Annotated in this window: 24 protein-coding genes; 9 read left to right on the top strand and 15 right to left on the bottom strand. The window is 72.7% G+C overall.

Annotation, left to right across the window (positions count from 1 at the left end; all coding sequences use genetic code 11):
• The first annotated feature begins 72 nt into the window (after positions 1–72).
• Positions 73–555 carry a CGNR zinc finger domain-containing protein gene (locus IIE03_RS08050; protein ID WP_318842870.1) on the top strand — a complete coding sequence of 161 codons (483 nt, stop codon included), beginning with the start codon at positions 73–75 and terminating at the stop codon, positions 553–555.
• 25 nt (positions 556–580) lie between these two features.
• On the opposite strand, the gene IIE03_RS08045 is transcribed toward IIE03_RS08050, so the two are convergent.
• The 5 genes from IIE03_RS08045 to IIE03_RS08025 all read right to left on the bottom strand — a co-directional run bounded on the left by IIE03_RS08045 (position 581) and on the right by IIE03_RS08025 (position 5332).
• Positions 581–1225 carry a DUF1775 domain-containing protein gene (locus IIE03_RS08045; RefSeq protein ID WP_192862234.1) on the bottom strand — a complete coding sequence of 215 codons (645 nt, stop codon included), beginning with the start codon at positions 1223–1225 and terminating at the stop codon, positions 581–583.
• A complete protein-coding gene (locus tag IIE03_RS08040; RefSeq protein ID WP_192862233.1) occupies positions 1222–2931 on the bottom strand; it encodes a copper resistance CopC/CopD family protein in 1710 nt (569 codons plus the stop codon). Before IIE03_RS08040 ends, IIE03_RS08045 begins: the two co-directional genes overlap by 4 nt.
• 7 nt (positions 2932–2938) lie before the next feature.
• Complete coding sequence (locus IIE03_RS08035; RefSeq protein ID WP_192862232.1) at positions 2939–3682, bottom strand: YcnI family copper-binding membrane protein; 744 nt, start codon at positions 3680–3682, stop codon at positions 2939–2941.
• Positions 3683–3797: 115 nt separating this feature from the next.
• A complete protein-coding gene (locus IIE03_RS08030; protein WP_192862231.1) occupies positions 3798–4334 on the bottom strand; it encodes a hypothetical protein in 537 nt (178 codons plus the stop codon).
• Positions 4335–4432: 98 nt separating this feature from the next.
• Complete coding sequence (locus tag IIE03_RS08025; RefSeq protein ID WP_192862230.1) at positions 4433–5332, bottom strand: ketopantoate reductase family protein; 900 nt, start codon at positions 5330–5332, stop codon at positions 4433–4435.
• Between the two features lie 76 nt (positions 5333–5408).
• Here IIE03_RS08025 and IIE03_RS08020 point away from each other — a divergent pair, with 76 nt between their 5' ends.
• Genes IIE03_RS08020 through IIE03_RS08010 form a run of 3 tightly spaced genes read left to right on the top strand, consistent with a single transcriptional unit; the run spans position 5409 to position 8566 of the window.
• Positions 5409–6104, top strand: a complete 696-nt coding sequence (locus IIE03_RS08020) for a TetR/AcrR family transcriptional regulator (RefSeq protein ID WP_192862229.1) — start codon at positions 5409–5411, stop codon at positions 6102–6104.
• Complete coding sequence (locus tag IIE03_RS08015) at positions 6097–7674, top strand: ABC transporter permease (protein ID WP_192862228.1); 1578 nt, start codon at positions 6097–6099, stop codon at positions 7672–7674. The genes IIE03_RS08020 and IIE03_RS08015 overlap by 8 nt, the downstream gene beginning before the upstream one ends.
• Positions 7675–7714: 40 nt before the next feature.
• Entirely contained in the window at positions 7715–8566 is an 852-nt protein-coding gene (locus IIE03_RS08010) for an MBL fold metallo-hydrolase (RefSeq protein WP_192862227.1), read from the top strand.
• A 99-nt stretch (positions 8567–8665) separates the two neighbouring features.
• On the opposite strand, the gene IIE03_RS08005 is transcribed toward IIE03_RS08010, so the two are convergent.
• Positions 8666–9616, bottom strand: coding sequence for an NmrA/HSCARG family protein (locus IIE03_RS08005; protein WP_192862226.1), 951 nt, complete (start codon positions 9614–9616; stop codon positions 8666–8668).
• Positions 9617–9748: 132 nt separating this feature from the next.
• On the opposite strand from IIE03_RS08005, the gene IIE03_RS08000 reads away from it, so the two are divergent.
• Together IIE03_RS08000 and IIE03_RS07995 are read left to right on the top strand one after the other, a co-directional pair.
• On the top strand, positions 9749–10216 hold the full coding sequence (locus IIE03_RS08000) for a MarR family winged helix-turn-helix transcriptional regulator (RefSeq protein WP_192862225.1): 468 nt from the start codon (positions 9749–9751) through the stop codon (positions 10214–10216).
• Positions 10217–10353: 137 nt separating this feature from the next.
• Complete coding sequence (locus tag IIE03_RS07995; RefSeq protein ID WP_192862224.1) at positions 10354–11118, top strand: DUF427 domain-containing protein; 765 nt, start codon at positions 10354–10356, stop codon at positions 11116–11118.
• A gap of 97 nt (positions 11119–11215) precedes the next feature.
• Here IIE03_RS07995 and IIE03_RS07990 read toward each other — a convergent pair whose 3' ends face one another.
• The 4 genes from IIE03_RS07990 to IIE03_RS07975 all read right to left on the bottom strand — a co-directional run bounded on the left by IIE03_RS07990 (position 11216) and on the right by IIE03_RS07975 (position 16247).
• Complete coding sequence (locus IIE03_RS07990) at positions 11216–13762, bottom strand: bifunctional FO biosynthesis protein CofGH (protein WP_192862223.1); 2547 nt, start codon at positions 13760–13762, stop codon at positions 11216–11218.
• A 29-nt stretch (positions 13763–13791) separates the two neighbouring features.
• On the bottom strand, positions 13792–15006 hold the full coding sequence (locus IIE03_RS07985) for a cation:proton antiporter (protein WP_225997449.1): 1215 nt from the start codon (positions 15004–15006) through the stop codon (positions 13792–13794).
• A gap of 66 nt (positions 15007–15072) precedes the next feature.
• Positions 15073–15564, bottom strand: coding sequence for a PNPOx family protein (locus tag IIE03_RS07980; RefSeq protein WP_192862221.1), 492 nt, complete (start codon positions 15562–15564; stop codon positions 15073–15075).
• Positions 15561–16247, bottom strand: coding sequence for a DUF4386 domain-containing protein (locus tag IIE03_RS07975; RefSeq protein ID WP_192862220.1), 687 nt, complete (start codon positions 16245–16247; stop codon positions 15561–15563). Before IIE03_RS07975 ends, IIE03_RS07980 begins: the two co-directional genes overlap by 4 nt.
• A gap of 106 nt (positions 16248–16353) precedes the next feature.
• On the opposite strand from IIE03_RS07975, the gene IIE03_RS07970 reads away from it, so the two are divergent.
• Positions 16354–17055: a TetR/AcrR family transcriptional regulator C-terminal domain-containing protein gene (locus IIE03_RS07970; protein WP_318842869.1), complete on the top strand. Its 702-nt coding sequence runs from the start codon at positions 16354–16356 to the stop codon at positions 17053–17055.
• Between the two features lie 79 nt (positions 17056–17134).
• On the opposite strand, the gene IIE03_RS07965 is transcribed toward IIE03_RS07970, so the two are convergent.
• Positions 17135–17809: a TetR/AcrR family transcriptional regulator gene (locus IIE03_RS07965; protein WP_192862218.1), complete on the bottom strand. Its 675-nt coding sequence runs from the start codon at positions 17807–17809 to the stop codon at positions 17135–17137.
• Between the two features lie 130 nt (positions 17810–17939).
• On the opposite strand from IIE03_RS07965, the gene IIE03_RS07960 reads away from it, so the two are divergent.
• Entirely contained in the window at positions 17940–18656 is a 717-nt protein-coding gene (locus IIE03_RS07960) for a DUF4386 domain-containing protein (protein ID WP_192862217.1), read from the top strand.
• Positions 18657–18741: 85 nt separating this feature from the next.
• On the opposite strand, the gene rhaS is transcribed toward IIE03_RS07960, so the two are convergent.
• The 4 genes from rhaS to IIE03_RS07940 are packed head-to-tail and all read right to left on the bottom strand — an operon-like array spanning position 18742 to position 23525.
• On the bottom strand, positions 18742–19761 hold the full coding sequence (gene rhaS, locus IIE03_RS07955) for a rhamnose ABC transporter substrate-binding protein (RefSeq protein WP_192862216.1): 1020 nt from the start codon (positions 19759–19761) through the stop codon (positions 18742–18744).
• A 55-nt stretch (positions 19762–19816) separates the two neighbouring features.
• On the bottom strand, positions 19817–20944 hold the full coding sequence (locus IIE03_RS07950) for an ABC transporter permease (protein ID WP_192862215.1): 1128 nt from the start codon (positions 20942–20944) through the stop codon (positions 19817–19819).
• Positions 20941–22011 carry an ABC transporter permease gene (locus IIE03_RS07945; protein WP_192862214.1) on the bottom strand — a complete coding sequence of 357 codons (1071 nt, stop codon included), beginning with the start codon at positions 22009–22011 and terminating at the stop codon, positions 20941–20943. Before IIE03_RS07945 ends, IIE03_RS07950 begins: the two co-directional genes overlap by 4 nt.
• Positions 22008–23525 (bottom strand): sugar ABC transporter ATP-binding protein, encoded by a 1518-nt coding sequence (locus IIE03_RS07940; protein WP_192862213.1) that lies wholly within the window; start codon positions 23523–23525, stop codon positions 22008–22010. Before IIE03_RS07940 ends, IIE03_RS07945 begins: the two co-directional genes overlap by 4 nt.
• Before the next feature lie 251 nt (positions 23526–23776).
• Here IIE03_RS07940 and IIE03_RS07935 point away from each other — a divergent pair, with 251 nt between their 5' ends.
• On the top strand, positions 23777–25999 hold the full coding sequence (locus IIE03_RS07935; protein ID WP_192862212.1) for a discoidin domain-containing protein: 2223 nt from the start codon (positions 23777–23779) through the stop codon (positions 25997–25999).
• The last annotated feature ends 33 nt before the right edge of the window (positions 26000–26032 follow it).

Below are 26032 nucleotides of genomic sequence, written 5' to 3'. Positions count from 1 at the left end.
TGACTAGTTGTACCGGTTAGAACGGAATCAGTCGAGGGTGTAACCTGTCAAGCGGAGTTTGGGGGTTAGAACGTGGTGGCCGACGAAGAGTTCCTGCTCGACCTGCTCAACAGCACCCCCGTCGTGAACGGCACCCGGCAGGACCTGCTGACCGTCGCGTGGCTGCGGGCCCACGACGGCACGGGCTCCGGCGCGGAGCTCCGCGCCACCCGCGAGGCGCGCGGCGTCCTGCAGGCCCTCGTGCGTGGCGAGGCCCCGGTCGACACGCTGGCGCCCTTGCTCGACGGGGTCCGCCGGCGGCCCGCCGTCGCCGGCGACGGGGTGGAATGGGCGGTCGAGGTGGAGGACGCGCGGCGCCCGGCGGTCCGCGCCGTGCTGGCCTGGGACGAGGTGCGGCGGCACAGCCCCGGCCGCCTCCGCCCGTGCGCCAACGACGAGTGCGCCCGGTTCCTGCTCGACCACAGCAGGCCGAACCGGGCGCGATGGTGCTCAATGGCACTCTGCGGCAACCGCATGAAGGCCCGCCGCCACTACGAACGCACCCGGGGGAGCTGAGTGGGGTGCGTGACCGGCCGCGGCGTCAGGAGATCCGGCGGCGGGCGGCCCAGCCGCCGCCTGCCCCGGCCGCCACGGCGGTGGCGACGATGCCGGCGATCAGCGGGAGCGTGCCGACCTGAGAGGTGCCGGCGGGGTCGGTCGCGGCGGGGGCCGGGGTGTCGGCGAGCGTCGCCGCGGTCGCGACGAAGGTCGGCGCCGGGTGGGCGGCCGTGGGGTCGGTGTCGGTCCACTCGTAGGCGGCGCCCGACGGGCACCCCTGCTCGGTCGGGAAGGAGAACGACTGGCCCACCGTGCCCGTCACCCGCACGTCGAGCGTGAACTCGGCCCGGTCGCCGTCGGGCACCGGATCGCCCTGCCAGTGCACGTATCCGGGTCCGACGTCGGCGGTCCAGCCGCCGGGCTGATCGGCCGCGAGGGCCTCGACGCCGTCGGGCATGGTGACGTGCAGCATGTGCGTGGGCTCCCCCTCGCAGCCGTGGTCGAACGTGAACGTGAGGGTCGTGGTGCCGTCGCCGTTCGGCTCGACGGTCTCGATCAGGACGTGCGCCGCGGCGGGTGCGGCGGGCAGCAGGCACAGGACTCCGGCGGCGAGCACGGACAGCAGGCCCCGGGCTCCGACCCGCGGCGGGCCGGAGCGGGTGCGGCGGCTGGCGGGGGCAGTTCTCACGATGTCACCTCGACAGGGATGTCCACGATCGGGTTCTCGTACTTCGAGGTCCGCACGCTCAGCGTGACGGTCCAGCTCCCGGGCATCGTCAGGTCGAGGGTGGCCTCGTACGTGCCGGGCCCGGTCTCGGTGAGCGGATGGGTGAACGGTCCGATGGCCGGATCGGCGAGCGTGGTGGTCAGCTCGGGAGGCGCGACGGGCTCGACCGGCGCGCCGTCCGGGTTCAGGAGCACGACCTCCAGGGAGTTGACGCCGACCCTCCCGGGAGTGACGCGCGCCTGGAGCGTGCCCTCGCCGAGTTCCTCCGTCACGTCGACCGCCTCCGGTGCCGCGTCCTCGGCGCCCGCGGAGGCCGCGGTGACGGGGCTGTTCGAGACCAGGACACCCGTGGCGGCCAGGACGAGTCCGAGTATCGCCGCCTCGGCGGCCACGGTGCGGCCGAGCCGGCGCCGCGCCACCCCGCCGGGTGAACCCGCGGCGGCAGGCCCCCGCTCGGCGACGGCGGCCGCCGGCACGAGCCGGTACCTGTTCCACGCGGCGATCGCGACGACGCACAGCGCGAGCCCGGCCTTGACCAGCAAGGTCTGCCCGTAGGACGTGTTCACCAGGGCGTCGACCGTGCCGAGGATGCGCCAGCCGAGCGTCACCCCGGTCAGCGCCAGCGCCAGGACGAGCCACGCGCCGAGCGCGGAGAACCGCGCGACGGTCACCGCGGCGCGGCGTGGTTCCAGGCCGGCCGACGGCGCGAGGACGAGCGCGAGCCCGACGACGCCGCCGAGCCACGCCGCGCCCGCCGAGACGTGCAGGACGTCGGAGGTCAGGACGAGCCAGGTGGGACCGAAGGTCCGGGTGTGCCCGACCAGCAGGAGCGCTCCGAGCGCGAGGACCGACGCGCCGAGGGCGAGGCCCGCGGGCCACGCGGCGCGGGTCTCCCGCCCGGCCCGGGGTGCGGCGAGCGTCGCGACGATCAGGCCGGCCAGGCCGAGCGCGCCGGCGACGGCGGTGTCGGACGTGATGCCCGCGACCCAGGTCGCGGGATCGGCGACGGCGTCGAGCCCACCCCCGGCCTGCCAGGCCGCGGTGAGGGGCACCGCCGCGGCGAGAGCCACTCCCGCGACCGCCAGCGCGGATCCGCGGACCCGCTGGATCCGGCGGCGGAGCACCGGGGCGGCGCCGGGCGTCACGTGCAGCACGAGCAGCTCGAACACGACGAGTCCGGCGACCAGGAACGTCCCGGCGTACACGGCGGCCTGGTCGATCGCCCGGGCGGCGACGAGCGCCGTCGTCGGCTCGGGGACCTGGACGTCGACGCTCGTGTCGCTGGGCGCGCCGACGGAGAACGAGAAGGCGCCGGCCACGGGGTGGGTGTCGAGGGAGATGACGCGCCAGCTCACGACATAGGTGCCGGCGTCCAGCGGCACGTCGGGGGTGATCACGACGGTGTGGTCGACGGCGGTGGCCGTCGCGGCGACGGGCGAGCCGTCCGCGGCGAGCACGGTGGTGCTCTCGGCGACCACCTGGACGGGTTCGTTGAAGGTGATCGTCACCTCGTCGGGCGGGACGTCCAGGACCGCGCCGTCCTGCGGGTCCGTACCGACGAGCACGGCGTGGGCCGCGGCCGGGCCGCCCGCGAGGATCGCGAGCAGCCCGGCCACGGTGCCGACGAGAGCCGCCGGCGCCCGGCACCAGGACCTGGGGCGGGGCATCGTGGCCTCAGCTCTGGGCGCGGGACCGCAGGAACGCCAGCAGGCCGAGCACCAGGCCGCCGGCGCCGAGCACGAGGGCGACCCAGGTGAGGGCGGGCGTGCCGGCCGCGGCGCCGGAGGCACCGGACGTGCCGGCCTCGGAGGAGGCGGCGACGTTCTCGGCCCCGGCCTCGTCCTCGGACATGTCGTCGGACGTCGCGTCGCCGTGGCCGTCGCCCTCGGCGGCCGTGAGCACGAACGACGGCGCGGGGTAGTCGAGCCCGTCGGCGCTCTCACCCTCCTCGGGTACCTGCACCCACGCGGTCTCGCCCTCCTCGCACTCCTGGACGGCGGGGAAGACGAGCGTCTCGCCCACCGCCTCCGGGAGCTTGAGCGACAGCTCGAAGGCATCGCGCAGGTCGTCGGGCAGCGGGGTCTTCGCCGTGTAGACGACCTCCGCGACCCGCTCGGTGTACTCGCCGCCGTGGCCGTCGTCGATCGGCTCGTCGAGCTCCTCCATGACCTTCTCGACGTCCCAGTTCGGGTTCACGCTGGGCGTCACGGTGATGATCTGCTCGGGCATCTGGATGGAGACCGTCTCGGTGGCCGAGCCGTCGCACCCGTGCGGGACGCCGAAGGTGAGCAGGGAGTAGGCGCCCGCGGCGGTCGTGCTGGGAGTCACGCCGACGTGGGCCGAGGCCGTGGTCGTACCGGCGACGACGAGCCCGGCGGCGAGGGTGGTCGCGCCGAGGGCGCGCAGGGTCTTACGCATGGTGATGGTCCTGTTCGTGGAAGAGGTGTCCGGGGCGTCTCGCGGCGCGTTCGGCGGCACGCGGCACGTCCCGGGCCGGGCGTCGCGGACGACGTCCGGTCGGGTGGTCGAGGTGTCAGGCCGCGAGAGGCGGCGCGCGCTCCCTGACCAGCGGGTCCACGAACATCGGGCGCGCCTCGGGAAGCTCTGCCCGTGGCGGAGGTGCGATGGCGACCACGACGCGCGGTTGGCCGGGAACACCGCGGCCCGTGAGCCACGCCCACAGCCGCCACAGCAGCGCCTCGCCGTGCCGCAGGACGACGGCGATCGCGAGCGTCGCCGTCGCGTGGGCCACGACCATCCCGGGAGTCGGCAGCGCGTCCTGGTGGTGCGCCTGCCCCGGGCCCGCGGCGAGGACGGCGCAGCGCTCGAACGCGACGTGCAGCACGACCTGCCCGGCGCCGAGCGATCCGAGCAGGGCCGGCATCGCCAGCTCGCGCCGGGCGAGCGGCCGGAGCGCGACGACGGTCAGCGCCGTCAGGACGACCAGCGGCACGGCGCCGGGGTGCGCCCCGCCCGCCAGGACGTGAGAGACCAGGGAGAGCCCGACCACCGCGCCGGCGAGCAGGAATGCCCGCAGCGCGTGGAGTGCTCCTCTTCCCGGTGACGTCACGGCTGAACACTAGCGCGCGAAAACCCCCATAACGACGGCTCGTGTGGTATCCGCGACGACGCCAAACGTTTCGGGCGGGGCCGCGATCCTCTCGCGACTCAGCCGACGTCGCGGACCCGCACGCCGATCCTGGCGATGACGTCCTCCAGGACGGGGGTCTCGATGCCGTGGGCCGCGGCCCGGCGCCGGACCGCGCCGCCGATGGCGTCGAGCTCGCCCTCCCGGCCGGCCTCGATGTCGGCCTGCAGCGAGGATCGCATCGTCGCCGGGAAGCCGGCCAGGATGCCGCGCAGCTCCTCCCCGGTGGTGGGCACGCCCTCCGCGGTGGCGGTGGCCGCGATCTCGGCGAGCAGACCGGATGTCAGCACGGGGTCGTGCGTCAGGGCGTCCCCGATGCTCGTCGCCCAGGCGGAGGTCAGCAGGGCCAGCGGCGCGAGGAAGCGCAGCTTCTTCCACAGCACCTCGGTGTCCGTCCCGCCGGTGACCACCTCGATGGGCGTGTCGCGCAGCGCGGTGACGACGCCGAGCGCGACGGCGTCGTCGGGCACGACCACCCGCAGCAGGTCGCCCCGGTGCCGCACCCGCGGCGGGCCGGCCTCTCCCGCGCCCGTGCGGAGCGTCTCGCCCGCGATGGTGGCGCCGACGAGGCGCGCGCCCGGCAGGGCGGAGCGCAGCACGTCGAGGTGGTCCAGGCCGTTGAGCAGGGAGAGCACCTCGATCGGGCGAGCGTCGGCGAGCAGCTCCGCGGCGGCGTCGACTCCCTCCGCCTTGACCGCCACGACGACGCGCGCCCCGGGCGGGACGTCCGTCGTCGCGGGGAGCGGGGCGTGCCAGGTCCCGAATCGGTCGGTCTCGATCTCGAGGCCGTGCTCCGCGATCTGTGCGGCGGTCCGGTCGCGGGCGATCACGACGACGTCGTGCCCGGCCTGCTGGAGCATGGCGGCGACGAGGCCGCCGATCGCTCCGGGACCGATGACGGCGATGGGGGTGTCAGCCATGGGCCCATCGTAGGGAGCCGGAGGAGCCGCGCGGCGCCCTTGCCCTCCGACTGGATGTTCATATAGCATACTGGACATGCATCCAGTCGAGCGTTCGTCGTCTCCGGCCCGCGAGTCCGAGGTGGATCCGGCGGATCTGACGGCCCGCGCCCGAATCCGCAACGCCGCGCTCGCACTCTTCGCCGAGCGCGGGTTCAAAGGGGCAACGGTCAAACAGATCGCCGAGGCCGCCGGGGTCTCGCACGGGTTGCTGCAGCACCACTTCGGTTCCAAGGACGACCTCAGGCAGGCGTGCGACGCGTACGTGCTGCGGACGCTCGGCGATCTCGACTCCCTCGGCGCGGTGCACGGCGAGTTCACGGACCCGGACTTCATGGCAGGGCTCATGAACCACGGCCGCGCGGTGCTGCCGTACGTCGCGCGCGCGATGGCGGAGGGCGAGCCGATCGCGCGCGCTCTGTTCGAGCGGGGGGCGGGCATCGGCGAGGAGTGGCTTGCCGCGCACTGGCCGGACCGCTTCGTGCCCGGCGCTTCGCGCACTCGGGACGCCGCCGCCGTGATGGCCGCCATGCATCTGTCCACGATCGTCATGTACCGCCTGCTGTCCGAGCGCATGGGCGTGGACACGCTCGGGCCGGACGGGGCGGGCCGGATTCCGCGCGCGATGTTCGACCTCTACGGCGCCATGGGCGAGTTCGTGGCGTCCGCCGAGGGTGCGGGCGTGCGCGCCGCCGTCGACACGGCGGCCGGGAAGGAGGACGGCGATGGCTGATCTCGCCGGGACCTGGCAGGTTCTCCGGCACATCCTGCACCGCGACCGCTGGGTGCTGCCGCTCTGGTTGCTGGGGACGTGGACGCTGGCGACGAGCCGAGCCCTGTCGATCGCGACGGTCTACCCGGACGAGGCGGCACGTCGGCTCCGGTACGACGCCGTGATGTCCGACGTCCCGATGTTCAAGCTGTTCCAGGGCCCTGCCTACGGCGACTCGGCCGCCGCACTGGTGGCGCAGGAGAGCGTCGCGGGCGGGACCCTGCTGGCCGCGTTGTGGGCCTGTCTCCTCGTGGTGCGGCACACGCGCGCCGAGGAGCAGGCGGGGCGGACCGAGCTCGCGCGCGCGGGTGTCGTCGGCCGGCACGCGCATCTCGCGGCGGCGCTGACGGAGGTGCTGGGCGCCGCCGTGCTGCTGGCGGTGCTGGTGGCCGCGACCATGGCGGCTGCGGGCCTGCCGGTGACCGGATCGGTCGTGTTCGGCCTGGTGCTCGGCGCCGCCGCGGCGATCGGCGCCGGACTCGCGGCCGTGGCCGCGCAGGTCACGGCCAACCCGCGCCTGGCGGCCTGGGGCGCGTTCCTGCTCTTCTTCGCGCTGCACTTCGTCCGTGGCATCGGCGACCTGGCGGGAGGGTCCGCGGCACGGGCGGTCTGGGCGGTGCCCAACGCCTGGCTGCAGCGCACCCGCCCGTTCGCCGACGAGCGCTGGTGGCCGTTCGGCCTGGTGCTGGTCCTGGTCGTGGTGCTCGTGGTGGTGGCGTTCCGGCTGTCGGCGCGGCGCGATCTCGCCGCGGCGGTGGTCGCGCCGCGGCCGGGACCGGACGGCGCCGAGGAGTGGGTGCGCGGCCCGATCGCCATGGCGTGGCGGCAGCATCGCACGGCTTTGCTGGTGTGGGTGGCGGCGCTGTCGGCCGTCACGATCCCGTCCGGATTCGGCGGCACCGCGGCGATGGAGTCCTACGCCACCAGCGACCTCATGGCCGAGTGGGCGGCCGCCATGGGTACGGGGGATCCGGCCGACGCCTTCTTCGCCTACATCGTGTTCACGATGGTCTTTCCCGTGACGATCTACGCGATGGCCACCGCGCTGCGCGTGGTGGGTGAGGAGCGGTCGGGACTGGCGGAGACGGTTCTCGCCCGGCCGACGACCCGGCTGGCCTGGGCGGGCGGGCACCTGCTCGTCGCGGCGTCGGTCCCGGTGGTGCTGGAGCTGGTGATCGGCCTGGGATTCGGTATCGGGTCGGGGCAGCTCGGAACCATGCTGCGTACCACGATGGTGCTGGTCCCGGCCGTGTGGGTGATGGTCGGCGTCGCAGTGGCGGCGTTCGGTCTCGTGCCACGCCTCGCGGCGGTGCTGCCCTGGCTGGTGTTCGCGGTGGCGCTGACCGGAGAACTGGGCCAGCACCTCGGCTGGCCCCGCTGGACCTTCCTGGTCACCTCGCCGTTCTCACACGTGATGCCGTTCTACGGCCCGCCGTCGGCAGGCACGGTGCTGGCGTTGATGCTGCTCGCCGCCGGGCTGACGGCCGCGGGTCTCGTGGGGCTGCGACGGCGTGATCTCGTGACCAGCTGAGGAGTCCGGCCGAGGACCGGCCGAGGGGTACTGTCCCGTCATGCGGGTCCACCACATCGACGCAGGCACGATGCGTGTTCCTGGGGCGCCGATCATCTCGCACGTGCTGGTGTGCGAGTCCGACGACGGGCTCGTCCTCGTGGACTCCGGCTTCGGGCTGGCGGACGTCCGGGAGCCGGCACGGCTGGGACCAGTGCGGCTCGTGATGCGACCGGTGCTCGACGAGGCCCGGACCGCGCTGCGCCAGATCGAGGCCCTCGGCTTCACGGCCGACGACGTCCGGCACGTGGTCCTGACCCACGCCGACCTCGACCACGCGGGCGGCATCTCCGACTTCCCGCGCGCCCGCGTGCACGTCACCGCGGCGGAGGCGGATGCCCTGCGGCGGCCGGCCTGGATCGAACGACGGCGGTACCTGGCCGCGCAGTGGGCGCACGGCCCCGACCTCGTCGCGCACGCTCCCGGCTCCCTCGAGTGGCGGGGATTCCGCGGTGTGTCCGAGATCGTGCCCGGCGTGCTGCTCGTTCCCCTCCCGGGGCACACGCGCGGACACGCGGGCGTCGCGGTCGACGCGACGACGGACGGCGTCGTCACGGGCGGTCCGACGACGGGCAGTGCGACGACGGATGGTGCGGTGACGGATGGTGCGGCGGCCCGCGCCGGGGACCGCTGGGTCCTGCACGCCGGCGACGCCTTCAACCACCACGGCTACCTCACCGGGAGCCCCGTCCCGCCGCTGTTCCGCTTCCACCAGCGCTTCATCACGGCCGACGCCGCCCAGGCCCGCACCCAGCACGCCAGGCTGGCCGCGCTCGCCCGGAACCACCGCGACACGGTCGACATCGTCTGCGCCCACGACCCGGCTCTGCTGCCGATCCCGGCCCTTCGCTGACGGGCGTGCCCGGGTCGGGCGGCGGAGCTCCTTCCGCCACCCGACCCGCATCGTTCCGCCGGGTCGACGCCGAGAGGTCGCGACCTGTCAGCGTGTCGTTCAGAGGGCGGCGAAGGCGTCCTTGCGCTCGCCGAGCCACTCGGCGAAGGTCTTGAGCCGCGGGTTGAGCTCGCGGACCGTGGCGAGGTCGCGGCGGCCGGTGAACTCGTCCGCGAACTCGGCGTAGTACTGGAACATGTTCCCGACCTCCTCGGCGGCGGGGAATCCGGCCGAGCGGAGGCCCTCGAACGGGACCGGGAAGTAGTGAACGGGCTCTCCGAGGAGCTCGGCGAAGGCCGCGGCGTACTCGGCGCCCGTCAGGTGCTCGCCCGCGATGCTCACCGTCTCGCCGACGAGCTCCTTGCCGCGCTGGAAGATCCCGTAGGCGGTGCGGCCGATGTCCTCGGAGGCGATCCCGGCGAGCTTGCTGTCGGCCATCGCCAGGGCGAGGACCAGGCTGCCGTCCTCCTGGCGCGTGGGCGCGAAGTTGGTGAGGAAGCCGTCCCAGTAGTACGTCGTCTGCAGGAACGTGGTCGGGACGCCGGCCTCGATGAACAGGGCGTTGGCCTCGCCCTTGACGTCGAAGTGCGGCACCTTGTACTTGCCCATGAGGGTGGGCATCCGGTCGTCGTCGAGCGGCACGGAATCGCGGGTGTCCTCCAGCGTCGACCAGACCACGTGCTCGACACCCGCCGTCCTGGCGGCCAGGGCGAGGTTGCGGGCCTGGGCGTACTCGCGCTCGGGCGAGAAGTGCTCCCAGAAGTTGGTGACGAAGTACGCGCCGTAGGCGCCGTCGAGGGCCTGGGCGACACTCGCTTCGTCGTCGAGATCGGCGACGACCACCTCGGCGCCGAGGCGGGCCAGTTCCTGGGCCTTCTCGGAGTCGGGGTTGCGGGTGAGTGCGCGAACGGCGAACTCGGAGTCGGCGTCGGCGAGGATCGCGTGGGCGAGCCCGCCGCCCTGAGCCCCGGTGGCGCCGACGACGGCGATGATCTTCTTCTGCTCTGTCATGGTCGCTTCCGTTCATCCAGCGGATTTAGGTGACGCGTCATCTAAATGGACCTAGGTAGGTGACGTGTCAACTGGTCGTCACCGACAGTAGCATAGATAGTTGATGTATCAACTACAGCTAGACTGGACGCCATGACCAACGACGTACCGTGGCTGAACGCGGAGGAAGATCGGTCCTGGCGCGCCTTCGTCCGGCTGCACCAGAAGCTCTTCCGGCGCCTGGGCGCGGACCTGGAGACGCACTCGGGTCTGTCCGGCGCCGATTTCCAGATCCTCGTCGCGCTCACCGACGTCCCCGAGGGTCGTCTGCGGTTCCAGGACCTGGCCGGGGCGATCGACTGGGAACGGAGTCGCCTGTCGCATCAGGTGTCCAGGATGATCAAGCGCGGTCTGGTGGCTCGCGAGGAGTGCGCCGAGGACGGCCGTGGTGCGTTCGTGGTGATCACCCCGCAGGGCCGCGAGGCCATCGAGGCCGCCGCGCCCAGGCATCTGGTCGTGGTTCGCCGGCTGGTCATCGACGCCCTCGACCCCGAGGACCTCGCCGCCCTTGGGCGCATCTCGAGTCGCGTCCTCGAACGGATCGACGCAGAGCCGAGGTGACGCCGAGCCGAGGTGACGTCGACGAGTCGCTGCCGCACGACGGAACAATCCCGATGGTGCACCGGGTTGCGAGAGGAGAGGCGTCCCGCACTGCGAGGCGCCCGCCCAGGACCGGCACGCAGCGAGAGGTGACAGAGATGTCCGAGATCGTCGAGAACCCGTTCGTGATCGAACCGGGAACGGTGCAGCGGGGCCGGACCAGGATCCGCGCCTACAGCGAGGGCGAACTCGTCGCCGACGCCGTCACCCCGCTGCTCGTCTGGGAGCACCCGTACTTCCCGCAGTACTTCTTCGCGCCCGAGGACCTGGAGGTGGAGGTGCGCCCGGCCTCCGGCCGTGGCCCGCGCTCCAAGGCGCTCGGTCCCGGCGAGCGGTTCGACGTCGTCGTCGGTGACCGGACGCTGCCCGGGGTCGCGCAGCGCTACCCCGAGGCCCCGGTCGAGGCCATGCGCGGCGCGTACGCCCTGACCTGGTCGGCCTTCGACACCTGGCTCGAGGAGGACGAGGTCCTGCACACCCACGCGCGCAACCCGTACGTCCGGATCGACGCTCTCCCGTCCAGCCGCCACGTCCGTGTCGTGGTGGGCGGGGAGGTCGTCGCGGAGTCGCACCGGCCCGTGGTCCTCACCGAGACCGGGCTGCAGCCCCGCTACTACCTGCCGCGCGTCGACGTGCGGATGGATCTGCTGACGCCGACCGACACCACGAGCCACTGCCCCTACAAGGGGGAGGCGTCGTACTGGACCCTCGACGCCGGGGGCAAGCAGCTCGCCGACGTCGTCTGGGGGTACGACACCCCGCTGCCGGAGTCGACGCGGCTCGCCGGCCTGGTCTGCTTCTGGCCGGAGAAGACCGCCGACCTGGAGCTCTACGTGGACGGCGAACGGGTCGGGCGGCCGTAGGACTCGCGGGTCCGCGCCCGAGCCGCTGAGACGCTCGACGAACCGCCAAGCGTCTCTCCGTAGGCTTCCGGCCCCGGCGGCCCGGCGAGCACCGGCGTCAGACCCGCCCGTACGTCGTCGTCCGCTGACGGACCGGGCGGCCGATGCCCGCCGCGATCTCCTCCAGTTCCGCGACCGTCTTGGCCGAGCCGTGCTCCGAGCCCGCCATCCGGGAGATCGTCTCCTCCATCAGCGTGCCGCCCAGGTCGTTCACCCCGGCCCGCAGCATGCGGCGCGTCCCGTCCACCCCGAGCTTCACCCAGCTCGTCTGGATGTTGTCGATGCGGCCGTGCAGCATGATCCGGGCCATCGCGTGGACGGCGAGGTTGTCGCGCGCGGTCGGCCCGGGGCGAGCGACGCCGGCGAGGTAGATCGGCGAGCTGTTGTGCACGAACGGCAGCGGCACGAACTCGGTGAACCCGCCGGTCTCGTCCTGGATGCGGGAGATCACGCGCAGGTGCTTCACCCAGTGCCGCGGGTGGTCGACGTGCCCGTACATCATCGTAGAGCTGGACCGGAGGCCGATCCGGTGTGCCGTCGTGACGACGTCGATCCACGTGCTCGTCGGCAGCTTTCCCTTCGTGAGGATCCAGCGCACGTCGTCGTCCAGGATCTCGGCCGCCGTGCCGGGGATGGTGTCGAGGCCCGACTCGCGCGCCTGGAGAAGGAAGTCCTCGAAGCTCAGCCCGGTGCGCGAGGCGCCGTTGACGATCTCCATCGGGCTGAACGCGTGCACGTGCATGCCCGGCACGCGCTTCTTGATCGCGCTCGCCAGGTCGAAGTAGCCGGTCGCCGGAAGCTGCGGGTCGATGCCGCCCTGCATGCACACCTCTGTGGCGCCGAGCCCCCAGGCCTCCTCCGCGCGGTCGGCGACCTGGTCCAGCGACAGCGAGTAGGCGTCGGCGTCGGTGCGGCGCTGCGCGAACGCGCAGAACCGGCAGCCCACGTAGCAGACGTTGGTGAAGTTGATGTTCCGGTTCACCACGTAGGTGACGTCGTCGCCCACGACGTCGCGCCGCAGGTGGTCGGCAAGTTCAGCGACCCGGTCCAGCAGCTCGCCGTCGGCGGTCATCAGCGTGAGCGCCTGCTCGTCGGTGAGCCCGGCGGGATCCCGTTCGGCCGCGGCCAGCGCGGCCTTCCCCTCGGAGCTGATGCCCGACGACGGCGCCGGGGCCAGGCGATCCCGGTGGGCCACCTCGTCGCGGATGCCCTGCCAGTCGCCGTAGACGTCGTCGAAGTCCGTGCGGCGGTCGGCCGTCCGGCCTGTCGTGTCGACCGTCTCGTGGAGGTCCGTGCGGCCCGCCGCGACGAAGCCGCCGTCGGGCTCCTGCCACGGGAGGCCGGACGGCTTGACGCCCGGCCGCGCCAGGCCGTCGTCGTCGGCGAGGGCGGCGACGTGGGCGCTGACGCGCGGGTCGAGCCACGGCTCGCCCTGCAGGACGTACCGCGGGTGGACCGTGAGCCGCGGGCGCAGCGTGAAGCCGCGGGCCTCGACGGTCTCGCGGAGCCGGCCGATCTCCGGCCACGGGCGCTCCGGGTTCACGTGGTCCGGTGTGAGGGGCGAGATCCCGCCCCAGTCGTCGATTCCGGCGTCGAGCAGGGCGGTGCACTCGGCGAGGTCGACGAGGTTCGGCGGGGCCTGGACGCGTGCCTTCGGGCCGAGCACGACGCGGGTGACCGCGATGGCGGCGCGGTACTCGTCGAGGGGGAGGTCGTCGCGGTGGCGCATCGCGGTGTCGGGCTTGGCGCGGAAGTTCTGGACGATGATCTCCTGGAGCGCGCCGTAGCGCCGGAGGTTCGCGCGGAGGGCGAAGATCGTCTCGGCGCGCTCGGTGAGGGTCTCGCCGATACCGACCAGCAGGCCGGACGTGAACGGGATCGAGAGGCGCCCGGCGTCCTCGAGCACGCGGAGCCGCACCTCGGGATCCTTGTCGGGCGAGCCGTAGTGCGCCAGGCCCTTGGTCTCGTGCAGCCGCCGGGACGTGGTCTCCAGCATCATGCCCATGGACGGGGCCACGGGCTTGAGCCGGTTCAGCTCCTCCCAGCTCATGACGCCCGGGTTGAGGTGGGGGAGGAGGCCCGTCTCCTCCAGGACGCGGATCGCCATCGCCCGCACGTAGGCGAGCGTGGAGTCGTACCCCCGCTCGTCGAGCCACTGCCGGGCCTCGGGCCAGCGGTCCTCGGGGCGGTCGCCGAGCGTGAAGAGCGCCTCGAGGCAGCCCAGCTCGGCACCCTCGGCGGCGATGGCGAGGATCTCGTCCGGTGACAGGTACGGCTCGCGACCCTCACGCGCGGCCTGGCCGGGCGTCTCGACGAAGGTGCAGTAGTGGCAGCGGTCGCGGCACAGGCGGGTGACGGGGATGAAGACCTTGGGGGAGTACGTCGTGGTGCCGGGGCGTCCTGCCTCCACCAGGCCCGCGTCACGGACGCGCGCCGCGACCGCGCACAGCCGGTCCAGCTCCTCGCCGGTGGCGGCGAGGAGCGCGGCGGCCTCCTCGACGTCCAGCGCGGCGCCGCGCTCGGCACGGGCGAGAGCGCGGCTGGTCTGTCGCGGTGTCGGGGCTGCGGGAGCTGCGGGGACCTGTGCCACGGTCTCGTCGTCCATGGTGAGAACCCTATGCGGTCGGTTGGTGCTCAGAGGCGGTCGTCCCGTTCCTCCGCGCGGGCGTCCGGGGCCTCCGGGGCGTGGATGGCGCCGATCCGTTCCGCCAGGGCCGGGAACAGCAGCACCGACAGCACTCCCGAGAAGACCAGCGCCGCGGCCTGCGCCTCGTCGAGCGCACCGCTCGACACGCCCGCCGTCGTGATCACCACGATGAGGGGCAGCGCGGTCGAGGCCATCGTGGACAGGGCCAGTGCCTCGCGCCGCGGGAGGTCACGGCGGTGGAGGAGGAAGGTCGGGACGCCGCGCACCACCAGGAGCAGGACGAGGAAGACCGGCACGCTCAGGAGCACTGCCGGGTCGGAGAACAGCGACCCGACGTCCAGGCCGACCCCGGTGACGACGTAGAAGATCGGGATGAGGAACCCGAACCCGATGCCCTCGAGCCGCGACCCGACGATCCGCGCCTCGGCGGGGTCGCCCGACTCGAGGAAGAGGTGCACGAGCAGGCCCGCCGTGAACGCGCCGAGCACCGGGTCGAGGCCCAGCCACTCGGTGATCGCGAACAGCACGATCACCAGGAAGACGCAGAACCGGAGCCCGACCTGCGCGCTCGTGCCCAGCGTGGCCGCGACGAGGCGGCCAAGCCGGGGATGACGGGGCTTGCGGGCGAGCCACGCCCCGGTGAGGGCGAGCGCGGCGAACACGCCCAGCACGGCGAGCGTATGAGCAGGCCGCTGGCCGCTGAGGACGAACGCGATGGCCAGGATCGGCCCGAACTCACCGATCGTCCCCACCGCCAGCACGCCGTCGCCGAAGCGCGTACCGCTGAGGCCGGCGTCCCGGACGAGGGGGAGCACCACGCCGAGCGCCGTGGTGGTCAGCGCGAGCCCCACCACCAGGCCCGCGTCCGTCCCGCCCACGGCGAGCCCGACGCCCAGCCCGATGACGAGCGAGACCAGCCAGCTCCACGTCGCCCGCCGCAGCGGCCCGCCGACGACGCGCCCCACCTCGATCTCGTACCCGGCCAGGAACATGAGGAACGCCAGCCCGAGATCGCTCAGCGCGTCGACGACGTCGGTCTTCTCCACCAGGCCGAGCAGCGCCGGCCCGAGCAGCACGCCCAGCAGGATCTCGAACACCACCGACGGCACCTTCAGCCGCGGCTCGACCCGGTCGGCGAGGAACGGCGCGACGACCGCGGCGAGCGTGATCAGCGCCAGCATCATCAGGCTCTGCTCGTCCAACGCCTCCCCCTCCCGTCCGCCTGCCCCCAGCATGCTGGCCGCGCCACGACGCTGCCATCGCAGGGCTCAGGGGCCCGCCTGTTCGGTGGCCCGGAGCCGCAGCGCGTGCTCGAGGTTGAAGGCGCGGATCGTTCTGGCCTCCCGCTCGGCGAGAACCGTCTCCCCGATCGGCACCACCTCCGGGTGGTCCACGCGGTACGTCCTGCCGTCGAACTCGAGGACGCCGGACCCGGCCGCCTGGAGGTTGCGCAGCCAGTCCGTGCCGGGCCCGTAGGGGAGGGCGACGACGAACCCGCCCGCTTCGGGACTCGGCCCGATCGGCGTGACGTACTCGCGGCCGCTCGTGCGTCCCCGGTGGTGCAGCAGCCCCGTCGGGTTGCCCTCCGTGCCCGCGGCGCGCTGGGCGCGGTTGGTGACGGCCCGGTTGAAGCGGCGCATCGTCCCCAGGATCCGCGCGTTCTGGGTGCGGAAGCCGATCAGGAGGACGACCAGTGCCAGGGCCGGCACGAGGACGACCGCCCCCGCGATCACGCCGAGCACCGTGAGGACCGTGCTCATCGCGACCGCCCCCCGCGCACGAGGAACCAGATGCCGAGCGCGACCTCGCCCAGCAGGGAGCTGGCCACGAGGAGCCCGGTGAGGACGGTCAGGAGGACGGCGTCGTCGGGCAGGAAGAGGCGGGCGACGCCGTCGGCCGCGTAGCCGAAGCCCGCCACGAGCAGGACGACGCCCAGCAGCGACGGGGTGACGTGGTCACGGAGCACGATCACGCCGAGCACGGCGAGGTGGGCGGCGAACACGACCAGGCCGAGCTGCCAGGTCGCCGTGAACTGATCGAGCGCCGCGCGGGCCGCGGCGTCGTCGGGGGCGGGGCCGGTGGCGATGCCGAGCGCCGTGGAGAGATGCCCGACGGCGGTCGCGAGCACCGCGGCGTAGGTGACGCGGAGCCAGGCGGCCAGGGCGGGTAGCTCGCGGTGGCCGCTGCCGAAGAACCGCCAGACGGCCCAGGCGAGGACGACGTCGAGGATCGCGACGAGCAGGAACGCCGTGATGGCCAGGCCGAGAAGCGCCTGGCCCGCGGCGATCCGCTCGGCCGCCCCGTCGGGGCCCGGGCCGGCGAGGCCCAGGACCGTCATGTTGGCGAAAGGGCCCGCCACGGCCATGCCGAGCGTCGCGACGCCCGCGGCGACCGCCGCGTCGCGCGGATGGGTGAGGGTGCCGGGTGGAGCGGTACTGGTCACGGGACCGATCCCTTCGAGGTTGTTTATCTTGTAAACAAGATTACAACGTAAACAGGGTCGACGACGCAAGACCCCGCGGGGTGAACTCCCGGGAGAGAATGCGATGGTGACCGAGACACAGCACCGCCGTCGTCCCCTGAACCGCGGCCGCGTCCAGGCGGCCGCGGTCCAGGTCGCCGACCGGGACGGCCTGAAGGGCATCACCATGCGGTCCGTCGCCGACCTCCTCGGGGTCGAGGCGATGGCGCTGTACCGGCACGTCTCCGGCAAGAACGACCTGCTCGACTCCCTCGTCGAGGTGGTCATCGGCGAGATCAACACCGCCTGCGACGCCCTCCCGGCTCCCGAGGACCCGGCCGACTGGCGCACCAACCTGCGCCGCCGCATCCTCACCGCCCGGTCCACCCTGCTCGTGCACCGCTGGGCCCCCGCCCTGATCAGCACCCACGGCACGATGGGGCCCGAGCTGATGCGCTACTTCGACGAGTTCGGCGCGACCCTGGCCGCCGGCGGGTTCTCGCTCGACACCATCCACCACGCCTTGCACGCCTTCGGCCCGCGCGCCCTCGGCTTCGCCCCGGAACTCTTCGAGCTCGAGGCGCCCGCGGTGACGGAGACCGACCTGGACGAGCAGGCGGCGCTCGCGGACATGGCGGCGCTGGCCGAGGAGATGCCTTTCCTCGCGCGGATGGCGCAGCACCTCTCCCACGAGGCGTCCACCACGCTGGGCTGGTGCGACGACCAGGCCGAGTTCGAGTTCGGGCTCGACGTCATGCTGGACGGCCTGGAGAAGCGGCTGAACTCCTGACTCAGGTCGCCCGGACCGGCTGCCCGGGCCGGGTGCCCCCGCCCGCCCCGCCGCCCGGCCGGACTCGACGGCCGGTCCGTCAGCTCCGCCGTCGTTCCAGGCCGTCGAGGATGAGCTCGAGCCCGAAGTCGAACTCGTCCGCCCAGTCGTATCCGGGCCGGAGGTAGTGCGTGGTGGCCATCTCGACCATCGCGGGGTACTCGCCGGCGCCCATGCGCTCCATGATCGGCTCGGCGACGCCGCCGACGGTGTCCGGGCCGTCGAACGGGAGCGATGCCTCCTGCAGCGCGAAGCCGTAGACGTAGCTGTCGACGAGCGCATAGGCGTGCGCGGTCAGCTCGGGGGAGAAGCCGGAGCGCAGCAGGCACGCGAGGACCCGGTCATGATGCCGCAGCGTCGCGGGCCCGGGAGAGGTGCGGGACTCCAGGAGGCCGATCGCCCAGCTGTGCTCCCGGAGGACGGCGCGCGCCGAGCGAGCACTCCTGCTGATCTCCTCGCGCCAGTCGCCGTCCGGGTCCGGCGAGTCGATCGCCTCGAAGACGGCGTCGACGAGGGCGTCCAGGAGTTCCTCCTTGCCGGAGACGTAGTGGTACACGGACATCGGCCGGGCGCCCAGCTCGCTCGCGAGGGAGCGGATGGTGAGCCGGGGCAGCCCGCCACGGTCGGCGATCGCCAGGGCCGCGGCCAGGACGCGTTCGCGGCTCAGCCGCTGCCGGGCGGGCGCCGCCGTCGTGGGTTTCGGGGTGTCGGTCATCTGGCCGCTCTCAGGGCTTCACGCAGGGCTTCGTACTGTGTACGGTAGCAGTCGTACTAAGTACGAACCGCCGCGCGGTCGGTACGACGACGGCGCGCGCGTCCGTTCACCCCAGAGAAGGAACTCATCCATGACCACCCTGACCACGCCCTCGCGCCTGGACGCGCGCATGCTCACCTCCCGGCTGATCGGGATCCTGTTCCTCGCCGGGTTCCTCCTGTACGGAACGGGCAACGCCCTGGTGACCTCCGTCGCCGACGGCCAGGACCTCCTCGCCTCGGTCCCCGCGCATGCGACGCTGCTCGCCCTCGGCGCCTTCCTCATGCTGACCAACACCGCGGCGGACATCGGCAAGGCGGTCCTGTTCTTCCCGGTGGTGGACCAGTACGGCAGGAAGACGGCGCTGACCTACCTCGCGGCGATGATCCTTCAGGTCGTCCTCATGGCCACCGGAGCGCTCGCCGTGCTGATGCTCGTCCCCTTGGCGCGCGAGAGCGCGGAGGCCGGGCCAGAGGCCGGCGGCTGGGCTACCCCTCTCGCGAACCTGGCCCTCGACGCCAACGAACTCGGCTACCAGGCGGGGCAGCTGGCGTTGTCGGTGGGCGCCTTCGTCCTGGTCGTGCTGCTGTACCGGACACGCCTGGTGCCGCGCTGGCTGGCCGGTCTCGGCCTGGCGGGCTACGTCCTCCACGCGGCCGGGTCCGCGGCGGAGCTCTTCGGCGTCCACATCAGCCTCGTGCTGCTGATCCCGGGGGCCCTCTTCGAGATCGGCCTGGCGGTCTGGCTGCTCGTCAGGGGGTTCGACCCCGAGGCGTACGAGGGGCCGCGCTCGCGGGCGGCGGCCTGACGTCGGTCGTGTGCCGAGTGGCCGAAATGGCCGGGCCCCGCGAGGATCGCTCCTTGCGGGGCCCGGCTCGACCTCATCGGCGACGTCAGAAGTCGAAGTCGTCGATGTTGTCGGCGTCGAACACGAACGGGTCGCCCAGCAGGACCACGCCGTCGTCGTCGATCTCGAAGGTGCCCAGCTCGCCGGCCTCGAACGAGTCGCCGGGGCCCGACGCCTCTCCGGTCACCAGTGCGTTGGCGGTGTGGGCGGCGAGGTAGCCGAGGTCCTCCGGGTTCCACAGCGCGAACGCCTCGACGGTGCCGTCCTTGACGTACTCGCGCATCTGGTTGGGGGTGCCCAGGCCCGTGAGCGCCACCTCGCCCTGGTACTCCGAGGTCGAGAGGTAGCGGGCCGCCGCCGCGATGCCGACGGTGGTCGGCGAGACGATCCCCTTGAGGTCGGGGTACGTCTGCAGCAGCGCGGCGGTCTTGTCGAACGACGTCTGGTCGTCGTCGTCCCCGTACGCGATCTCGACCAGTTCGACGTCCGGGTGGTTCGCCTCGAGGTCGGCTTCCATGAGCTCGATCCAGGCGTTCTGGTTGGTCGCGTTGGCCGACGCCGACAGGATGGCGATCTGCCCCTCGTCGCCGATCTGCTCGGTGATGAGGTCGACCTGCGCGGAGGCGATGCCCTCGGCCGTGGCCTGGTTGACGAACACGTCGCGGCAGTCGGGGTTGGTGTCGGAGTCGAACGTGACGATCTTGACGCCGACGCCGGAGGCCTCGTCCAGCGCGTCGCAGATCGCCTCCGGGTCGTTGGCGGAGACGACGAGCGCGTCGACGGCCTGCTGGGCGGCCGTCTCGATGAAGCTGACCTGCGACGTCGGGCTCGCCTCCGTCGGCCCGACCTCGGCGAACGTGCCGCCGAACTCCTCGACCGCCGCGGCCCCGCCCGCGTTCGACGTGTCGAAGTACGGGTTGCCCAGGTTCTTGGGCAGGAAGGTGACCGACACGTCGCCGTCGTCGGCCGTGCCGCCGCCGTCGCCACCACCGCAGGCGGCCAGGAGCAGGACGGCGGCCGCCGCCGTCGCCACCGCGCCGAGGGTGTTCCTTCTCGTGGAGAACATCGTCGTTTCCTCTCGTAGTGCTTCCGTTCCCAGGGGATTCGGCCGACGACGGCGGTCAGCCCGGCGGGACCTGCGCGATCCCGCCGCGTCGTCCCGGCCGCGCCCGCCGTTGATGTGCCAGGGCCAGGACCCGCGCGGAGGTGACCGAGCCGATGAGCAGCAGGCCGGTCACGACCGTGATGATGTCGCTCGTCACGCCCGACAGCCGTAGGGCGCTGCCCAGCACGCCGATGAGCAGCACGCCCGCGATCACGCCGTGCAGGGCGCCGCGCCCGCCGAAGATGGACACGCCGCCGAGCAGGACGGCCGCGATCACCTGCAACTCCATCCCGATGGCGTTGTCGCCCCGGGCGTTGCTGTAGAGCAGGGTGAAGTAGACGCCCGCGAACCCCGCGACCGCCCCCGAGGTGACGAAGAGCCAGAACTTCGTCAGCCCGACGTCGATCCCCGAGAAGGCCGCCGCCTCCTTGTTGAGCCCGATCGCGTACAGCGACCGCCCCACCGGCGTGAAGTGCAGCACCACCGCGAACACGAGCGCCAGCGCCGCGAACACGATCATGACGAGCGGGATCGGCGTCCCGGGGATGTTCTCGCGGGTCAGGCCCGTCCAGAACTCGGGCAGGTCGCTGATCGCCGTCGTCCCCAGCAGCCCCACCGCGACGCCGCGGAACAGGGCGAGCGTGCCGATCGTGACCGCGAGCGAGGGGAGCCCGACGAACGTCACCAGCGCGCCGTTGACCGCCCCCGCGACCGCCCCGACGACGACGGCGAGCCCCACCGCGACCGGGAACGGCCACCCCGCCTGCACCCCCAGGCCGACCACCACGCTGGACAGGCCGATGACGCTCGCGACGGAGAGGTCGATCTCCTCCGTGACGATGATCAGCGTCATCGGGAGGGCGACCAGCAGGATCGGCGTGATCTCCCGCAGCAGGAACGTCGTCGTCAGCGGGCTGTCGAAGTTGGGCACGGCGACCGTCGCGACCGCGACGACCGCGAGCAGCAGCCCGATGATCGACGCCTCCCGGGTCACCAGAACCCGGCGCCACAGCGGCCGGGCGTGCGCCGCGTACACCCGCCCGCCGTTCGGGCCCGCGGCGACGGCACGGCCGGCCGCCGAGTCCGCCCCGCCGGACGGGACCGTCCCGACCCCGTCGGCCGACCCCGTCGAGACCTCGCTCATGGCGTCCCCTCCCGCTGGTCCTCCCGTTGTTCCCCGCGCTGCTCCTCACGTTGCTCCTCGCGCTGCCCGACGAGCCGGCGGTGCTGCCGCACCGCCAGGACGCGGTCCAGCACGATGGCGCCGATGATCAGCACGCCCACCACGGCGCGCTGCCAGAAGTCGTCCACGCCGATGATCGGCAGCGCGCGGTTGATCGTCAGCAGCAGGTACGCCCCCAGCGCCGCGCCCCACACGGTGCCCACACCGCCCGAGATCGCGACCCCGCCGATGACCGCGGCGCCGATCGCCTGCAGCTCCCACCCGAACCCGGCGTTCGAGCTGACCGTCCCGTACCGCGCCGCGAACAGCACGCCCGCCAGCCCGGCGAGCGCGCCGCACGCGACGAACGCCGCGAGCACCCGCCGCGTCACCCGCAGGCCGTACAGCTGCGCGGCCGCGGGATCCGAGCCGATCGCGTACAGCTCACGTCCGCTGCGCAGGTTGCGCAGGTACCACGCGGCCGCGACCAGCACCACGACGGCGAGCAGCGTCAGGATCGGTATGCCGAGCAGCTTTCCCGTGCCGAGCGCCCGGAAGGCACTTGGAAGGTCCGAGGCGTTGATCCGGTCCGAGCCCGTCCAGGCGACGTTGACGCCCCGGTAGACGTACATCGTGCCGAGCGTGATGACGAGCGCCGGCACCCTGGCGTAGGCCACGAGTGCCCCGTTGACCAGCCCGAGCGCCGCCCCGAACCCGACGCCCGCCAGGACCACGACGACGATCGGGATCCCCGGTACGTCACGCAGCAGCGTTCCCGTGAGGTAGGCGACCAGCCCGACCACGGACCCGACCGACAGGTCGACGTTCCGGGTGACGATCACGACCGCCTGCCCCACGGCGACCACCATGAGGATCGACGGCGTGAGCAGCAGGTCCCGGAAACCATCGGCCGAGAACACGAAGGCCGGATTGAGCGCCGTCGCCGCCACGACGACGAGCACCAGCGCGATCCCGATCCCCGTCTCGCGCGCCCGGAGCAGCCGCCCGGCGCCGGCCAGGAGCGCAGGGGCAGTGGTGATCGCGGTCATCGGACGGCCTCCTCGGTGGTCGCGGCACGCATGACGGCCTCCGGCGTGGCGTCCGCGCGGTCCAGCTCGCCCGTCAGGCGGCCCTCGCGCATGACGAGCACCCGGTCGGCCATGCCCAGCACCTCGGGCAGCTCCGACGAGATCATGAGGATCGCCACCCCCTGCTGCGCGAGCCGCGACAGCAGCCGGTGCACCTCGGCCTTCGTTCCCACGTCGATACCGCGGGTGGGCTCGTCCACGATCAGCACCCGGGGATCGGACGCCAGCCACTTGCCGAGAACGACCTTCTGCTGGTTGCCGCCGCTGAGGGTCCCGGTCTCGGCGTCCAGCGCGGCCGTCTTCACCTCGAGCCGGCTCGCCCACGTGCGCGCCGCCGCGTTCTCCAGGCCGTCCCACACCAGTCCCCAGCGGGCCAGGCGCTCGCGGATCGCGAGGGTGACGTTGCGCGCGACGGTCTGGTCGAGCACGAGGCCCTGCCGGCGCCGGTCCTCGGGGACGAGGGCGAGCCCGCGGGCGATCGAGGCGCGCGGGTTGCCCCGGGGCAGCGGCTCGCCGTCGACCCGGACCGAACCGGACTCGTAGGGGTCGACGCCGAACACCGCGCGGGCGACCTCGCTGCGTCCCGCACCGACGAGGCCGGCGAGGCCCACGATCTCCCCGGCCCGGACCGTGAACGACACGTCGTGGAACACTCCCGGCTGGGTGAGCCCCTCGACGACCAGCACGTCGTCGCCGACCTCGGCGGGGAGCTTGGGGAAGAGCTCGGCGACGTCGCGGCCGACCATCATCCGCACCAGCTCGTCGACCGTCGTGCCGGCGACGGGCAGGGTGTCGACGTACGCGCCGTCGCGCATGACGGTGACCGTGTCGCACAGGTCGAAGACCTCGTCGAACCGGTGCGAGATGAACACGAGCGCCCGGCCCTCGTCGCGCAGGCCGCGGGCGACGGCGAAGAGGCGGTCCACCTCGATGCCGCTGAGCGCCGCCGTCGGCTCGTCCATGACGAGGACTCGGGCGTCCAGGGAGATCGCCTTGGCGATCTCGATGATCTGCTGGTCCGCGATCGAGAGGCCGTCGGTGGGCCGGTCGGGGTCGAGCCGTACACCGAGCCGGGCGAAGATGGCCTGCGCCTCCTGGCGCATCGCCCGCCGGTCGATGCGCCCGAACCGTCCGGTGGGCTGACGGCCCATGAAGATGTTCTCGGTGACCGACAGGTCGGGGAAGAGGGTGGGCTCCTGGTAGATGACCGCGATCCCGGCGGCCTTGGACTCCGCGGTGCTGTGGAAGTCGACGGGCGCGCCGTCGAGTGCGAGCGCGCCGCCGTCGCGGCGGTAGAGGCCCGCGACGATCTTCACGAGGGTCGACTTGCCCGCGCCGTTCTCGCCGACGAGCGCGTGGATCGAGCCGGTCTCGACGCGCAGGTTCGCGGACCGCAGGGCGGTGACGGGACCGAACGATTTCGTGACCCCTGACAGCTCCAGCGCCGGAGGCGCCGACGGGTCGTCCGTCTGCACGCGGGTACCTCCTCGTCGAGGTGAGCGGGCCGGGAACGACCCGTGAATCGTTTCAAGAACGAGGTAACTCTAGGAACCCGTGGGCCCACGGTCAATAGTCGCCGCCGGACTGTTGTCGGATCGTCGCGCGGCCGGGTCCGACACGGCTGTGCCGACCAGGGGTGTTGTCCGCGGAAAGGGTCCGCTACAGTTAACAAACTGACAGGTAAGTAACCTATTGGCTCGCAGTGTCGCGGGCCTGAGGAGTTGCCATGAGGTACAGATCACGGGGGATCGCGCTGGCCCTGGCGGCCGCGCTCGTCTCCGCACCCGCTCTCCTGACCCCGGTGGCCGCCGCCGGCCCTCCGGCCGCCGGGCCGGCGCCGGGCACGGCACCGCTCGACTCCCGGGACGCCGCCGCCGTCGGCGCGACGGCGGCCTGCGCCACGACGAACGCGGCGGAGGGACGGCCCGCCGAGGCGTCGTCCGTGGAAGGCGCCGCGTTCCCGGCGTCCGCCGCCGTCGACGGCGATCCCGGCACCCGCTGGTCGTCGTCCTTCGCGGACGGGCAGTGGATCCAGGTGGACCTCGGGTCGGTCCGGGAACTCTGCGGCGTCGACCTGCGCTGGGAGGCCGCGTACGCGAGCGTCTACGAGGTCCAGGTGTCCGACGACGGCGCCGCGTGGCGCACCCTCGAACGCGTCGAGGATTCCACGGGCGGTGACGTCTCGCACGCCGTGTCGGGCGCGGGCCGCTACGTGCGCGTCGTGGGTGAGCAGCGCGCCACCGTGTGGGGCGTGTCCCTCTGGGAGGTCGCCGTGCACGTCACCGACGACGGCGAGGATCCGCCGGTGCAGGGCGGCGGCGACCTCGGGCCGAACGTCCACGTCCTCGACCCGTCCATGGGGGACATCCAGGCCCAGTTCGACGAGGCGTTCGCGGAGATGGAGTCCGACCAGTTCGGCACCGGGCGGTACCAGTTCCTGCTCGAGCCGGGCACCTACCACGGCATCAACGCCCAGCTCGGGTTCTACACGTCGGTGTCCGGGCTCGGCCTGAACCCGGACGACGTGCGGATCAACGGCGACCTCACCGTCGACGCCGGCTGGTTCGACGGCAACGCGACCCAGAACTTCTGGCGCTCGGCCGAGAACCTCTCGATCAACCCGGTGAGCGGCACGAACCGCTGGGCCGTCGCCCAGGCGGCGCCGTTCCGGCGCATCCACGTGCTCGGCGGCCTGAACCTGGCACCCAACGGCTACGGCTGGGCGTCCGGCGGCTACATCGCGGACAGCAGGGTCGACGGCGCCGTCGGGCCGTACTCGCAGCAGCAGTGGTTCACGCGGGACTCTGCCGTCGGCGGCTGGGTCAACGGCGTCTGGAACATGACGTTCACCGGCGTCGAGGGCGCCCCGGCGACCAACTTCGCCGACGGGCCGTACACCACGCTCGACACCACGCCGATCTCACGGGAGAAGCCGTTCCTCTACCTGGACGGCGACGAGTACGCCGTGTGGAACCCCGCGGAGCGCACGAACAGCCGGGGCGTGAGCTGGCCCGCGAACGCCGGGGGCGAGTCGATCCCGCTCAGCGAGTTCTTCGTGGTGCGGGAGGAACACACGGCCGCGGACATCAACACCGCCCTCGACCAGGGTCTGCACCTGCTGCTCACGCCCGGCATCCACCACGTCGACCAGACCATCGAGGTGACCAGACCGGGAACGATCGTGCTCGGCCTCGGCTACGCGACGATCATCCCCGTGGGCGGGGTCGACGCGATGCACGTGGCCGACGTCGACGGCGTGCGGCTGGCGAGCTTCCTCATCGACGCCGGGCCGCAGAACTCCGAGAACCTGCTGCGTATCGGCGAGCCGGGGGCGTCCGCGGACCACAGCGACGACCGCACCACGGTGCAGGACGTGTTCGCCCGCGTCGGCGGGGCCGGCCCCGGGCTGGCCACCCACGCCGTCGTCGTGAACAGCGACGACGTGCTCGTGGACCACACCTGGATCTGGCGCGCGGACCACGGCGCCGGCGTCGGCTGGGAGACCAACCGGTCCGACTACGGCTTCGTCGTGAACGGCGACGACGTCCTGGCGACCGGCCTGTTCGTCGAGCACTTCAACAAGTACGACGTGCTCTGGAACGGGAACGGCGGCCGGACGATCTTCCTGCAGAACGAGAAGGCGTACGACGCCCCGAACGAGGAGGCGATCACCCACGACGGGATCGTCGGCTACGCGGCCTACAAGGTCGCCGACCACGTCACCTCGCACGAGGCATGGGCGCTGGGCTCCTACTGCAACTACACGTCCGACCCGACGATCGTGCAGGACCACGGGTTCCAGACGCCCGTGCACCCGGACGTGAGGTTCCACCACGTCCAGGTGATCTCGCTCGGCGGCATGGGGCAGTACGCGCACGTCATCAACGACACCGGCGCCCCGACGTCGGGCACGGACACGATCCCCTCGAAGGTGGTCGAGTTCCCGTGACCGAACGCTGAACGCCCGGTGCCGGGCGCCTGT

The organism is Myceligenerans pegani (assembly GCF_014892515.1).
Classification (GTDB): domain Bacteria; phylum Actinomycetota; class Actinomycetes; order Actinomycetales; family Cellulomonadaceae; genus Myceligenerans; species Myceligenerans pegani.
Note: the sequence above shows the minus strand (reverse complement) of the source record. Positions and strands in the feature narration are given on the sequence as shown.